Origin of the sequence: Microbacterium mcarthurae (assembly GCF_046064585.1) — a bacterium.
GTDB classification, from domain to species: Bacteria; Actinomycetota; Actinomycetes; order Actinomycetales; family Microbacteriaceae; genus Microbacterium; species Microbacterium mcarthurae.
On record NZ_JAROCE010000002.1, the window covers coordinates 184,926 to 197,003 of the forward strand.

The following is a 12,078-nucleotide window of genomic DNA, read 5'->3' on the forward strand; positions in this document are numbered from 1 at the left end:
CTGGCGACTCGCGCCCTACGAACGGAAGCGCCGGAGCAGCGCGGCGAGGGCCTGGCCGCCGCCGATGCACATCGTCACGACGGCGTACTCGAGGTCGCGGCGCTGGAGGTCGAGGGCGGCGCGGACCGTGAGGATCGCGCCGGTCGCCCCGACGGGATGGCCGAGGGCGATCGCGCCGCCGTACGGGTTCACCTTCTCGGCATCCAGGCCCGCGTCACGGATCACCGCAACCGCCTGCGCCGCGAACGCCTCGTTCAGCTCGATCACATCGACGTCGGCCGGGGTGAGTCCGGTCTGCTCCCACAACCGCTGCAGCGCGAGCACCGGGGCGTAGCCCATGATCTCGGGGTCGACGCCCGCCGTGGTGACGGCCTCCAGCGTCGCGAGGCCCGCGAGGCCCTGTGCGCGCACGTCGTCCTCGCGCATCAGCACGGTCGCGGCGGCACCGTCGTTGATCCCCGACGAGTTCCCCGCCGTGACCGTCCCCTCGCGCTCGAACGCGGGCCGAAGCCCCGCGAGCACCTCGCTGGTCGTCCCGGGCCGCGGATGCTCGTCGACCGACACCTCGACCGGCCTCTTCCCGCCGGTCGTCACGGGCACGATCTCCTCCGCGAACGCCGCCCGGGCGGCATCCGTCGAAGCCCTCCGCTGGCTCTCCACGGCAAAGGCGTCCTGCTCTTCCCGCGACACGGAGTACCGGGATGCCACGGTCTCAGCGGTCGTGCCCATGTGCCGGCCGCTGAAGGGGTCGGTGAGGATGGCGAGCGTGCCGTCGAGGAGCGTCCGGTCGCCGAGCCTCGCGTTGCCGCGGGCACCGTACTCGAGGAACGGCGTGCGCGACATGCTTTCGTCGCCACCGGCGACCACGACGTCGACGCCGCCCCACCGCAGTTCTTGCGCCCCCGACCAGATCGCCTGAAGCCCCGACCCGCACAGACGGTTCACGGTGAAGGCCGGGACGCGGGTCGGCAGCCCCGCCGCGAGCGCGACGCGGCGGGCGTTGTACGCGTCGGGTCCGTTCTGCGCAATACAGCCCATGACGACCTCGTCCACGGCATCCTTCGGCACACCCGCGCGGTCGAGCGCCGCGGTGACCGCAACGGCCCCGAGCTTGTGCGCGTCTACGCTCGACAGCGCGCCGCCGAACGAGCCGATCGGGGTGCGCGCGCCCGAGACGAGGACGATGCGAGAAGCGTTCGGCGCCATGGGGACCTCCGGGAAGAAGCGGGGATGACAGCATTGTGCCTCGCGCGGCATCCGGGGGCATGCGATGGCCCGCGCGACACTGGCGGGCGCCCCAGGGCCGCTGCCAGACTGACCGCATGCTCGTCACGACCATGAACGATGTCCCCGGCCGTCAGATCGTCGAGGTCTACGGAGAGGTCACCGGCCTGACGGTGCGCGCCCGCAACATCGGCGTGCAGTTCGGCGCGGGGCTCAAGTCGATCTTCGGCGGTGAACTGGAGGGGCTCACCAAACAGCTCCAGGAGAGCCGCGATGAAGCCAAGCAGCGCCTGATCGAGCAGGCACAGGCCCTCGGCGCGGATGCCGTGATCGCGATGCGCTTCGACACCAGCGAGGTCGCACAGAACTTCCAGGAAGTCGTCGCGTACGGCACGGCCGTGAAGCTCGGCTGAGGGGCTCAGCGCCAGGACTCCAGCGTCGTCGGGACGGATGCCAGGGTCGCCACGGCCGCGTCACGGTCGGCGCGGGCGAGGGTGAGCGCTGCGACGACGAGCGACGCGCAGACGCCGGCGAGGGCGTCCACGGCATCCGGCGAGAGATCGGGGCGACGGTCGGCGACGGCGGAGCGAATGGCGGCCCGCATCTCGGCGGCGTAGCCGGACACGAGCGCGCGGATGTCGTCGTCGTCCGACGCCAGTGGCGATGCTCCGGCGTTGAGCAGGAGGCATCCCAGGCGAGCGCGGGAACTGTCGGCCGCGATCGCCGCGCGCATCTGTTCGACGTAGGCCTCGAGAGCGCCCGGGTCTCCCCCGCCCAGCGGTCGCAGGCGCGTTCGCACGACATCGTCGAGGTATCCGGCGAGCACCGCGTCGAAGAGTCCGCGCTTGCTGCCGAACGCGTTGTAGAGGCTGGAGCGGGTCAGGCCGGTGGCGTCTTCGAGTTCGGCGATCCCCGTCTCGGCGTAGCCGTGCTGCCAGAACACATCGCGCGCGGCGTCGACGACGGCGCGGCGGTCGAATGTCGGCATCCTGCCCATGGGTTTCCTTCTTCCCGGTCGAGGCCTATATTAGACCGGTCGTTACAAAATAACCACGCAAGGAGAGACATGCGCGCGATCGTGCACCCCCAGATCGGCGAACCCGCCGATGTTCTGACCGTCGATGAGGTCGCGACCCCCGAGCCCGGCCCCGGCCAGGTGCGTCTGCGGGTGACGCTCTCGCCGATCCACAACCACGACCTGTGGACGATCCGCGGCGACTACGGCTTCAAGCCCGACCTCCCCGCCCGCGCCGGCACCGAGGCCGTCGGCATCATCGACGCGATCGGCGAGGGCGTCGACGGGCTCGAGGTGGGCCAGCGCGTCGCCACCGGCGGCACCTTCGGCGTCTGGGCCGAGTACGTCGTCGCCCCGGCCGCGGGCCTCATCCCCGTCGCCGACGCCCTCCCCGACGAGGTGGCCGCGCAGCTCGTATCCATGCCGTTCAGCGCCATCAGCCTCCTGCACTCCCTCGACCTCACACCCGGCGACTGGATCGTGCAGAACACCGCCAACGGAGCCGTCGGGCGCATGGTCGCGCAGATCGCGCGGGCGCGTGGCATCCACGTCCTGGGGCTGGTCCGTCGACAGAGCGCCGTCGACGAGCTCGCCGAGCAGGGCATCGACAACGTCGTGTCCACCGACGCCGACGACTGGCGCGAGAAGGCTCTCGCGATCGCCGACGGCGCGCGGATCGTCGCGGGCGTCGACTCGGTGGGCGGCTCGGCGAGCAACGACGTGCTGTCGCTGCTGTCTGACAACGGCACGCTCGTCATCTTCGGCTCGATGGGCGCCGGGAAGCTCGAACTCTCCACCGGCGACATCATCTTCCGCCAGGCGACCGTGAAGGGATTCTGGGGCAGCGTCGTCAGCAAGACGATGGATGCCGAAACCCGCGGCGCCCTCTTCGGCGAGCTGTCGCGCTACCTCGCCGACGGTACGGTCACCCTGCCCGTCGCGGCGACCTTCGACCTCGACGACATCCGCGAGGCCGTGACCGCGAGCCTGTCGCCGCGCGTCGGCAAGGTGCTTCTGCGCCCGTGAGCCCGGGCGGGCGCCGCCGCCCCTGGGTCGGCGCCCGCCCCGCGCCCCGCGCCAGGGCCCGCCCCGCACTTCAGTGTCCACAACACGCGGACACACCCCGCCCCGCGCCGCATGTCTTGGACACTCAACGCCGAAACGCGACCCCGCGCCCCGCACCCCGCGCTGGCGCCGCCCCGCTGCTCGCCTACGCCGCCGGTCGGCTACGCGAGCAGGCGCTCGAGCGCGTCGAGGAGGGGGCGCTGGCCCTTGACGAGGCGGTCGCGGGCGGCATCCAGACCCGTCCACTCCGCGCGGTCGACCTCGGGGAAGGATGCCGTGCGGCCCGAGCGCGGGGGCCACTCCATCTCGAACTCGCCGAACGTGAAGCCCGACTCCGGAAACGCCGCGCCATCGGCGGCGAACACCACGAGCTTCTTGCTCGATGACGCCGCGAAGGTGCCCAGTTCGGCCCACTCCGAGGCCGGGGGTTCGAGGCCGAGCTCCTCGCGGAACTCGCGGAACGCGGCATCCCGGGGCTCCTCGTCGCCGGGAATGAACTCGCCCTTCGGGATGGACCACGCACCGTCGTCTTTGCGGGCCCAGAACGGTCCGCCCATGTGCGTGATGAGAACCTCGAGAGCGGGATGCCGCCGGTACAGCAGCAGTCCCGCACTCCACGCGGCCATCAGACGCCCGCCGGGATGCGGACCGCTTCGTCGGCGATCACGTCCGCGCGCTTTCGGAACGTCCTCGCGGTGACGCGGTCGAGTGCGACCTGGGTGCGCATCCGCTCGGCCTTCTCGTACAGCGACGGGCCGCCGAAACCGGTGAGCACCTTCACCAGAACCGGAAGCAGCTCGATCATGAAGAACAGGGCTGCGATGAGCCAGTGCGCCCAGCGCAGCGTCGGTTCACGCTCCGACAGCCGTTCGAGCGCCGAGATCTGGCTCAGCAGGCCCACGGCGCCGGCGTTGCCGTCGGCGACGGACGCCGCTCGATCGTTGTAGGCCGTGAGCGCCGCCTCGTACTGCGCACGCGCCGCCGGCAGCTGATCCTGCGCCTGCTGCTTGTTCCGGTCCGCCGATGCGGCGGCCGCCTCGGCACCCGCCGAGTTCGCCGCGGCGAGACCCGACTGCGCCTGCTGCAACTGCGCCGACAGGGCGTCGTACGCCGACTGGGCCTGCGCGAGCTGGGCCTGCGCGGCATCCGAACTCGCCCCGTCGCCGGCGACGCCGGTACATCCGGGCACCTCGCCCGCACCCTCGCCCGTCAGCTCGCACTGGTACACCGCCCGGGCCTGATCGATGACCTGCTGCTGCGCGGCGAGCTGCTGCGTGAGCTGATCGACGCTCTGCTGCGCCGCGGCGGCTTCCGCCGAGGTGGAGGACGTGCCGGCGACGATGCCCGTCGCGGCCTGATTCTCCAGCGCGGCGACCTGGGCGCTGGCGGCATCCAGAGCCTGCTTCTCGGGGCCGTTGGCCACGGCATCCTGGTCGGAGAGCGCCTGCGTGACGTTGGTGGAGTTCACCTCGCGGTTGATGTCGTTCTGGAACACCTGCAGCACGAGAGGCTCCGCCACCACGATGCCGATGAGCGCCGCCATGATGACGCGCGGGAACGCCAGGCCCAGGAGCCGGAAGATGTTCTTCGTCGAGCGCATCGTCGAGGTGAGGAAGCGGTCGAGGTTGAAGATGATCAGACCCCACACCAGCGCGAGCGGGATCGCGAGCAGGATGCTCACACGCACACCGGTGAGCAGGGCGAACATCATCGACAGGGCCGAGACCAGCGCAGTGCCCAGAAGCACGAGGAACATCTGAACGAAACGCGGAACCTCTTCGGGCACTTCGTCGAGCACGTCGTTGTCGGCACCGCCCAAGACCGCCATGCGCCGCACGAGCGACAGGCTCGGCCGACGCGGGTCGGCACGCCGCAGCCGCGGCGGGCGGGGGTCGGATGCCACGGGCGCGGGGAACGGCGCCGCTTCGGGCGCCGCGGACTCGACGTCGGGGCGCGAGGTGTCGGGGCGCGAGGTGTCGGCGGGCTCGGTGTCGGCGGGGACCGCGGCGCGCGGCGCCTCCTCGAACTCCGGATCCGGCCACTCGAACGGGGCCGTGTCGCCGTCGCCGGCGGGCGGGGCACCCCAGGGTTCGGTGGGATCGCCGGGGGTCACGTCGTCGGCCGAGGCGGAGCCGGCGTCGTCACGCTGCTGGGCGAGGATGTCGTCGAGGTACTGGGGCTCGCGGTCATCGTCCGTCGTGAACTCGATGCGGCCGTCGGAACCGAAGCGGCCCGGCCGGTGAGCGGAAAAGGACATTCGCACAGGGTACGACGCCCATCCTGTTGCTCTCCTGAGCGGGCCGGGGGTTCACCCCGGAGCAGCGCAGCGCCCGGATGCGCGAAAGCGGGCCGGGCGCCACCGCCCGGCCCGCCCGTCCGCCTGTCAGACCAGGCGCTTCTTCGGCGACACCTCGTACGTGTTGTCGGCGTCGGAGAACACCGCGTCACCCAGTGCGGTGTCGATCGCCGCCAGGGTGTCGGCGTCGAGCGTCACACCGGAGGCCTTCACGGTGTCGGCGAGCTGTTCGGGACGCGAGGCACCCACGAGCGCGGCGGCGATGTTCGGGTTCTGCAGCACCCACGCGATCGCCATCTGCGGCAGGGAGAGCCCTGCCCCTTCGGCGATCGGCTTGAGCCGCTGGACGGCCTCGAGCACGTCGTCGCGGAGGAACCGCTTGATGAAGGTCGCTCCGCTCTTCTCGTCGGTGGCGCGGGATCCGTCGGGCACGGGCTGACCGGGCAGGTACTTGCCGCTCAGCACGCCCTGCGCCATCGGCGACCACACGATCTGCGAGATGCCGAGCTCTTCGCTGGTGGGCACGACCTTGCCCTCGATGACACGCCACAGCATCGAGTACTGCGGCTGGTTCGAGATCAGCTGGATGCCGAGCTGCTTCGCCAGCGCGTGCCCCTCGCGCAGCTGCTCGGCGGTCCACTCGGACACACCGATGTAGAGCGCCTTGCCCTGGCGGACGATGTCGGCGAAGGCCTGGAAGGTCTCTTCGATCGGGGTCTCGTAGTCGAAGCGGTGCGCCTGATAGAGGTCGACGTAGTCGGTGCCGAGACGCTTCAGGGAACCGTTGATCGAGTCCATGATGTGCTTCCGACTCAGGCCCGTGTCATTGGGGCCGCCGGGACCGGTCGGGAAGTACACCTTGGTGAAGATCTCGAGCGACTCGCGCCGCTGACCCTCGAGGGCCTTGCCGAGCACGACCTCCGCCGCGGTGTTGGCGTACGTGTCGGCGGTGTCGAACGTCGTGATGCCGGCGTCGAGCGCGGCGTGCACCGTCTTGATGGCGGCGTCGTCACCGACCTGCGAACCGTGCGTCACCCAGTTGCCGAGGGTGATCTCCGAGATCTTGAATCCACTGTTGCCGAGGTAGCGATAACCGACCATGGGTCCACGCTATCGGCGGCATCCGACATCGGGCCCGTTGCCCGCGTTCCGAATCGCCCGACGCCCGAATGCCGCTACGCATAAACACGACCGGCGCACATAAACGCGCTGAGAACGCGTTTCTGCATATAGATCGCGTTTATGCGCGGCAGACTGACTTCCCACCGGCGTCCCCGCGGCGCCGGGGCGTCAGCCGACGGGCGTCTCGGCCGCGGCCGCTTCGTCGTCCTCGGTCGCGACGAGCTGCCCGCACGCGCCGTCGATCTCTTTGCCGCGGGTGTCGCGCAGCGTCGTCGGAATGCCGGCGTCGTTGAGACGGCGCACGAACTCGTTCTGCACGGGCACCTCGGACGCGGTCCAGATCGACCCGGGCGTCGGGTTCAGCGGGATGGGGTTCACGTGCACCCAGCCACGGCCGCGGGCGTTGAGCTTCTCGGCCAGCAGATCGGCACGCCACGCGTGGTCGTTCATGTCTTTGATGAGGGCGTACTCGATCGAGACGCGGCGCCCGGTCTTGTCGAAGTAGGCGCGCGCGGCATCCAGGGCCTCATCGACCTTCCAGCGGGAGTTGACCGGGATGAGCTCGTCGCGCAGACCGTCGTCGGGAGCGTGCAGCGACAGGGCGAAGGTCACCGGGATGTCCTCGTTCGACAGCTTCGTGATCGCCGGCACCAGACCCACGGTCGAGACCGTGATGCCGCGCGCGCTCATGCCCAGGCCGTGCTCTTTGTCGACCATCACGCGCACCGACTGCATGAGCCGGGCGTAGTTGGCGAGCGGCTCGCCCATGCCCATGAAGACGATGTTCGTCACGCGCTCGTCCTCGTGCCCCACCTTTCGGGGGTCGCCGAGCCCGCCCGCGCGGATGAGCGCGTTCGCGCGCACCACCTGGTCGACGATCTCGGCGGCCGACATGTTGCGGGTGAGGCCCGCCTGACCGGTCGCGCAGAACGGGCAGTTCATGCCGCACCCGGCCTGACTCGACACGCACAGCGTGATGCGTCCGGGGTAGCGCATGAGCACCGACTCGACCAGCGCACCGTCGTGAAGCTTCCACAGGAACTTGATCGTGTCGCCACGGTCGGTCTCGAGGCGGCGCACCTCGGTGAGCAACGGCGGAAGGAGCCCCGCGACGAGCTCTTCACGACCGGATGCCGGCAGGTCGGTCATCGCAGCGGCATCCGACGTGTAGTGGGTGAAGTAGTGCTTCTCGAGCTGCTTCGCGCGGAAGCCCGGAAGGCCCAGCTCTTTGACCTTGGCCACGCGCTCTTCGGCGGTGAGGTCGGCGAGGTGAACGGGTGGCTTACCGCGCTTGGGGCTGGCGAACTGCAGGAGCGGACGCCCTGTCTCGTCCTTCGCCTGCTGCCAGCCTTCGGTCTTCGGGCGGACCTGGCGCGGCTTCGTCTCGCGGATCGCGGTGTCGGCCGGCGCCCCCGCGGGGCGCGCCTGCCGGGGCGTGGTCTCGCGCACGGGGGTCTGATCGGTCATATCTTCCAGGGTACCGGCGGCCACCTGCGCCGCGGCTGGACGCCCCGGGGACCATCAGGGCACGACACAACGCAGGAAGATCCGGATGCCACAGCCCGGGCGCCCCGGCATCCTGCGGTCTTGCCGGAGTTGTGCGGCCGTTTCTCCTCCGCTGTGTCCTCGGGCGGCTCGGACACCGGCGACCGGTACGGTGGCAGCGACCCGGCTCCGCAGCCCCGCCCCGCGGGCACCGCCGCGCGGGCCCCGCCGCGCGCGGAGCACGGGTCCGCCGCCCACCCCACGGAGAACACATGCCCCGTATTGCCTTCCTCGACGTCGACGGCACGATCATCGAGCACGGCTCGGCGATCGCCCCCTCGACGATCACCGCCATCCGCCAGGCTCGCGCGAACGGCCACCTCGTGTGGCTGTGCACGGGGCGCGCCGACGGCGACATCCATCCCGACGTCCGGGCGATCGGCTTCGACGGGGCGATCAGCAACGGCGGCGCGTACGCCACACGTGACGGCGCCCTCCTCGTGGAGCACCCGATGCCCCGCGACGATGTGGCGGCGATCGAGACGTACTTCGAGGCGCACGGCATCCATTACTTCCTGCAGACGCACGAGGCGGTGTTCGCCTCCCCGGGCGTCGAGCCGGTGATGCGCGAGTACGTGCAGAAGCGTCTCGCGGCCCGCGCGGCCGAGCTCGCCGCGCTCGGACACCCGGCGCCCGCGACGGGCCCGATCCCGCGCACCCGGCCGCTGGCCGAGGTCGACCGCGACCGTGTCGCGAAGGCCGTGTTCGTCAGTCCCTCGACCGACACCGTCGCTCACGCCGCCGCGGAGCTCGGCCCCGGGTTTCATGTCATCCCGGGGTCCATCCCGCTTCCGGGCGGCTCGAACGGCGAGATCGGTCAGGCGGGTGTCACGAAGGGCTCGGCGATCGTGGAGGTGCTCGGCATCCTCGGGTTGGACGCGACGGATGCCATCGGCATCGGCGACAGCTGGAACGACGTCGAGATGTTCGAGGTCGTCGGAACCCCCGTCGCGATGGGCAACGCCCCGGTCGAGCTGCAGCGCCTGGCCGGTCGCGTGACCACGTCGGTGCTCGAGGACGGTGTGCACAACGCCTTCGCCGAGCTCGGTCTGCTCTGACGGCGCCGGCCGCGATCGCGCGAAGGCATCACCACCCCGCATAAACGCTGTCCGCGCGCAGAAACGCGCTGCCCACGCGTTTATGCGCGCCGAAAGCGTTTATGCGGACCACCGACCGGGCGGCCGACCCGGCGGAACCGCGGACCACCGACCGGGCGGCCGACCCGGCGGAACGGCGCACCCCCGACCGGGCGGCCGACCCGGCGGAACCGCGCGCCACGGACCGGGCGGACGGCCCGGCGGAACCGCGCACGACCGACCGGGCGGCCCCGGCGGAACGGCGCACCCCGACCGCAGGGCAGCGGGTCAGTCCAGGAAGATGTCGGGGTACATCGCGGCGTCGGGGGTGCCCGGCACCGCGGCGTAGCCGGAGAAGTCCGTCACCCCGGCGGCCTCGAGCACGTCCTCGACGATCAATGTCCGGCCGGTCAGCTCGCGCGAGGGCGACGTCAGCACCTCGTACGCGGCATCCGCGTAGATCTCGGGCGTCCGCGACACGGCCATGAGCCGGTCGCCTCCGATGACGTTCTGCACCGCCGCGGTCGCGATCGTCGTCCGCGGCCACAGGGTGTTGGCCGCGATACCGTCGCCGGCGAACTCCTCGGCGATGCCCAGCGTCGCCATGGTCATGCCGAACTTCGCGAGGGAGTACCCGGTGTGCGCTCCGAGCCACTTCGGCGTGACGTTCAGCGGCGGCGAGAGCGAGAGGATGTGGGGGTTCGCGGCATCCCTCAGCTGCGGGATCGCCGCGCGTGAGAGCAGGAACGTTCCGCGGACGTTGACGTCCTGCATGAGGTCGTACTTCTTCGTCGCGAGGTCGAGCGACCCCGACAGGTCGATCACGCTGGCGTTGTTCACGACGATGTCGATGCCGCCGAACTCACCGACCGTGCGGAGGACCGCCTCGGTGATCGACTCCTCGTCGCGCACGTCACCCACGATGGGCAGGGCCCGGCCGCCCGCGGCGCGGATCGCCTCGGCCGCGGTGTGGACGGTGCCCTCGAGCTTCGGGTGCGGGGTGTCGGTCTTGGCCAGCAGGGCGACGTTCGCGCCGTCGCGTGCCGCCCGCAGAGCGATCGCGAGCCCGATGCCGCGGCTCCCGCCGGACATCAAGATGGTCTTGCCCGTGAGTGGGCCCACGCCGGCGGAGGCTCCGGGCGCCGCACCGGCGGCGGCTGGAGGGTCGGTGGGGATCATGAGCGTCCTTTCGCGGAGGCGGCGGCGAAGGCGGCGACCCGCGCCCGCGCCTCGGGGGTGTCGAAGGCCGCGCCGATCGTGGCGGCCTCATCGGCGAGATTGTCGGCGAACGACCGCCCCGCACCGACGCGCACCAAGCGCGTCGCCTGGCCGAAAGCGGCCGTCGCCCCGTCGAGCCAGAACCGGGCGATCTGCTCGACCCGCGTCGGAAGATCACTGGATGCCACCACCTCGGCGACCAACCCCCAGTCGAGGGCTTCCGCGGCGTCGAGCATGCGGTCCTGCAGGAGGAGCTGAAGCGCTCGGCGCTGCCCGATGGCCGCGGGCAACAGCGTCGACACGCCCAGGTCGGGCGTCAGTCCGATGTTGGCGTAGCGGCTGACGAAGCGAGCGTTGTCGCTGGCGACGACGTAGTCGGCGGTGAGCATAAGCCCGAGTCCCCCGCCGGCGACCGCCCCCTGGACAGCCGCGACCATCGGCAGCGGCGCCTCGACGAACGTGCGGATGCCGTCGTGGATCGCCTCCGCGGTCGCCGTCACCTCCGCCCCAGCCGCGCCGGTGGTCGCCATCGCCACGACGTCGCCGCCGGCGCAGAACGCGGGGCCGTTGGCATCCAGGATCACCGCCACGATTGAGGGATCCGACGTGACCTCGTGCGCGACATCGCGCCAGCGGCGGGCCATGGGGAAGTCCATCGCGTTGAGCGAGGCGGGGCGGTCGAAGGTGACGCGCGCGAGAGAGCCCTCGACACGGAGCAGGATGCCGTCGGTCATTTCGGCGCCATCCGGATCGCGCCGTCGAGGCGGATCGTCTCGCCGTTGAGGTAGCCGTTGTCGACGATCGCGAGCACGAGCCGGGCGTACTCGTCCGGGGCGCCGAGGCGGGAGGGATACGGCACCTGCTGACCGAGGGAGTCCTGAGCGGCCTGCGGCAGGCTCTTGAGCATCGGGGTCTCCATGATGCCGGGGGCGACCGTGACGACCCGGATGCCGTGACGCGCGAGCTCCCGCGCGATCGGCAGTGTCATCGCGTGAACGCCCCCCTTGCTGGCGGCGTAGGCGGGCTGCCCGATCTGCCCATCGAAGGCCGCGACGCTGGCGGTGTTGACGATCACGCCGCGGTCGCCGCCCTCGCTCGGTTCATCGGCTGCCATGATCGCGGAGGTCTGCGCGATGACGTTGTACGTCCCGACGAGATTGATGCGCACGAGCCGCTCGAAATCGGCGAGCGGCGTGGGCCGCAGATCGCGGTCGAGCACCTTCGCCGGCGGGGCGATGCCCGCGCAGTTCACGACGACCCGCAAGGGGCCCGATCCGGCGGCGACGGCCGCGGCCGCGGCGACCTGGTCGGCATCGGTGACGTCGGCCGCGGCGAAGAGCCCGCCGACCTCGCTCGCGACCTCCGACCCCGCCGAAGAGGGCAGATCGACGATCGTCACCCGGGCGCCGGCGGCGGAGAGGCGGCGGGCCGTGGCGAGCCCGAGTCCGGAAGCGCCCCCGGTGACGAGGGCGGATGCACCCGTGATGTCCATGCGTTCTCCTTCGAAGCAGAAACCG

12 protein-coding genes are annotated in these 12,078 nt (G+C 71.2%); 3 read left to right on the forward strand and 9 right to left on the reverse strand.

The annotated features are described in order from the left end of the window. Positions 1-15: 15 nt before the first annotated feature. Positions 16-1,206, reverse strand: a complete 1,191-nt coding sequence (locus P5G46_RS07445; RefSeq protein ID WP_408905369.1) for a thiolase family protein — start codon at positions 1,204-1,206, stop codon at positions 16-18. Positions 1,207-1,322: 116 nt separating this feature from the next. On the opposite strand from P5G46_RS07445, the gene P5G46_RS07450 reads away from it, so the two are divergent. Beyond that, complete coding sequence (locus P5G46_RS07450; RefSeq protein WP_138178090.1) at positions 1,323-1,637, forward strand: YbjQ family protein; 315 nt, start codon at positions 1,323-1,325, stop codon at positions 1,635-1,637. Positions 1,638-1,642: 5 nt separating this feature from the next. On the opposite strand, the gene P5G46_RS07455 is transcribed toward P5G46_RS07450, so the two are convergent. Then, positions 1,643-2,212 (reverse strand): TetR/AcrR family transcriptional regulator, encoded by a 570-nt coding sequence (locus P5G46_RS07455; RefSeq protein ID WP_239276918.1) that lies wholly within the window; start codon positions 2,210-2,212, stop codon positions 1,643-1,645. Between the two features lie 78 nt (positions 2,213-2,290). Between P5G46_RS07455 and P5G46_RS07460 the strand changes: the two genes are divergently transcribed. After that, positions 2,291-3,265: a zinc-binding dehydrogenase gene (locus tag P5G46_RS07460; protein WP_408905370.1), complete on the forward strand. Its 975-nt coding sequence runs from the start codon at positions 2,291-2,293 to the stop codon at positions 3,263-3,265. A 200-nt stretch (positions 3,266-3,465) separates the two neighbouring features. Here the strand turns inward: P5G46_RS07460 and P5G46_RS07465 are convergent, their stop codons facing one another. The 4 genes from P5G46_RS07465 to rlmN all read right to left on the reverse strand — a co-directional run bounded on the left by P5G46_RS07465 (position 3,466) and on the right by rlmN (position 8,189). After that, positions 3,466-3,930 carry an NUDIX hydrolase gene (locus P5G46_RS07465; protein ID WP_408905371.1) on the reverse strand — a complete coding sequence of 155 codons (465 nt, stop codon included), beginning with the start codon at positions 3,928-3,930 and terminating at the stop codon, positions 3,466-3,468. Further along, complete coding sequence (locus P5G46_RS07470; protein WP_408905372.1) at positions 3,930-5,561, reverse strand: DUF4407 domain-containing protein; 1,632 nt, start codon at positions 5,559-5,561, stop codon at positions 3,930-3,932. The genes P5G46_RS07465 and P5G46_RS07470 overlap by 1 nt, the downstream gene beginning before the upstream one ends. 126 nt (positions 5,562-5,687) lie before the next feature. Further along, positions 5,688-6,701, reverse strand: a complete 1,014-nt coding sequence (locus P5G46_RS07475) for an aldo/keto reductase family protein (RefSeq protein WP_239278475.1) — start codon at positions 6,699-6,701, stop codon at positions 5,688-5,690. Positions 6,702-6,890: 189 nt separating this feature from the next. After that, positions 6,891-8,189 (reverse strand): dual-specificity RNA methyltransferase RlmN, encoded by a 1,299-nt coding sequence (rlmN, locus tag P5G46_RS07480; protein WP_239278473.1) that lies wholly within the window; start codon positions 8,187-8,189, stop codon positions 6,891-6,893. Between the two features lie 290 nt (positions 8,190-8,479). On the opposite strand from rlmN, the gene P5G46_RS07485 reads away from it, so the two are divergent. After that, positions 8,480-9,325, forward strand: a complete 846-nt coding sequence (locus P5G46_RS07485) for a Cof-type HAD-IIB family hydrolase (protein ID WP_239278463.1) — start codon at positions 8,480-8,482, stop codon at positions 9,323-9,325. Positions 9,326-9,631: 306 nt separating this feature from the next. On the opposite strand, the gene P5G46_RS07490 is transcribed toward P5G46_RS07485, so the two are convergent. Genes P5G46_RS07490 through P5G46_RS07500 form a run of 3 tightly spaced genes read right to left on the reverse strand, consistent with a single transcriptional unit; the run spans position 9,632 to position 12,053 of the window. Then, the gene (locus tag P5G46_RS07490) at positions 9,632-10,522 is read right to left on the reverse strand and encodes an SDR family oxidoreductase (RefSeq protein ID WP_275438514.1); all 891 of its coding nucleotides are present in this window, start codon (positions 10,520-10,522) and stop codon (positions 9,632-9,634) included. Then, positions 10,519-11,295: an enoyl-CoA hydratase/isomerase family protein gene (locus tag P5G46_RS07495; RefSeq protein ID WP_408905373.1), complete on the reverse strand. Its 777-nt coding sequence runs from the start codon at positions 11,293-11,295 to the stop codon at positions 10,519-10,521. Before P5G46_RS07495 ends, P5G46_RS07490 begins: the two co-directional genes overlap by 4 nt. Next, positions 11,292-12,053, reverse strand: coding sequence for an SDR family NAD(P)-dependent oxidoreductase (locus P5G46_RS07500; RefSeq protein ID WP_408905374.1), 762 nt, complete (start codon positions 12,051-12,053; stop codon positions 11,292-11,294). The genes P5G46_RS07495 and P5G46_RS07500 overlap by 4 nt, the downstream gene beginning before the upstream one ends. Between the last annotated feature and the right edge of the window lie 25 nt (positions 12,054-12,078).

Bases quoted from the DNA above. Each gene is read 5' to 3' on its own strand.
- P5G46_RS07445 (WP_408905369.1), bottom strand. From the start codon at position 1,206: ATGGCGCCGAACGCTTCTCGCATCGTCCTCGTCTCGGGCGCGCGCACC.
- P5G46_RS07450 (WP_138178090.1), top strand. From the start codon at position 1,323: ATGCTCGTCACGACCATGAACGATGTCCCCGGCCGTCAGATCGTCGAG.
- P5G46_RS07455 (WP_239276918.1), bottom strand. From the start codon at position 2,212: ATGCCGACATTCGACCGCCGCGCCGTCGTCGACGCCGCGCGCGATGTG.
- P5G46_RS07460 (WP_408905370.1), top strand. From the start codon at position 2,291: ATGCGCGCGATCGTGCACCCCCAGATCGGCGAACCCGCCGATGTTCTG.
- P5G46_RS07465 (WP_408905371.1), bottom strand. From the start codon at position 3,930: ATGGCCGCGTGGAGTGCGGGACTGCTGCTGTACCGGCGGCATCCCGCT.
- P5G46_RS07470 (WP_408905372.1), bottom strand. From the start codon at position 5,561: ATGTCCTTTTCCGCTCACCGGCCGGGCCGCTTCGGTTCCGACGGCCGC.
- P5G46_RS07475 (WP_239278475.1), bottom strand. From the start codon at position 6,701: ATGGTCGGTTATCGCTACCTCGGCAACAGTGGATTCAAGATCTCGGAG.
- rlmN (WP_239278473.1), bottom strand. From the start codon at position 8,189: ATGACCGATCAGACCCCCGTGCGCGAGACCACGCCCCGGCAGGCGCGC.
- P5G46_RS07485 (WP_239278463.1), top strand. From the start codon at position 8,480: ATGCCCCGTATTGCCTTCCTCGACGTCGACGGCACGATCATCGAGCAC.
- P5G46_RS07490 (WP_275438514.1), bottom strand. From the start codon at position 10,522: ATGATCCCCACCGACCCTCCAGCCGCCGCCGGTGCGGCGCCCGGAGCC.
- P5G46_RS07495 (WP_408905373.1), bottom strand. From the start codon at position 11,295: ATGACCGACGGCATCCTGCTCCGTGTCGAGGGCTCTCTCGCGCGCGTC.
- P5G46_RS07500 (WP_408905374.1), bottom strand. From the start codon at position 12,053: ATGGACATCACGGGTGCATCCGCCCTCGTCACCGGGGGCGCTTCCGGA.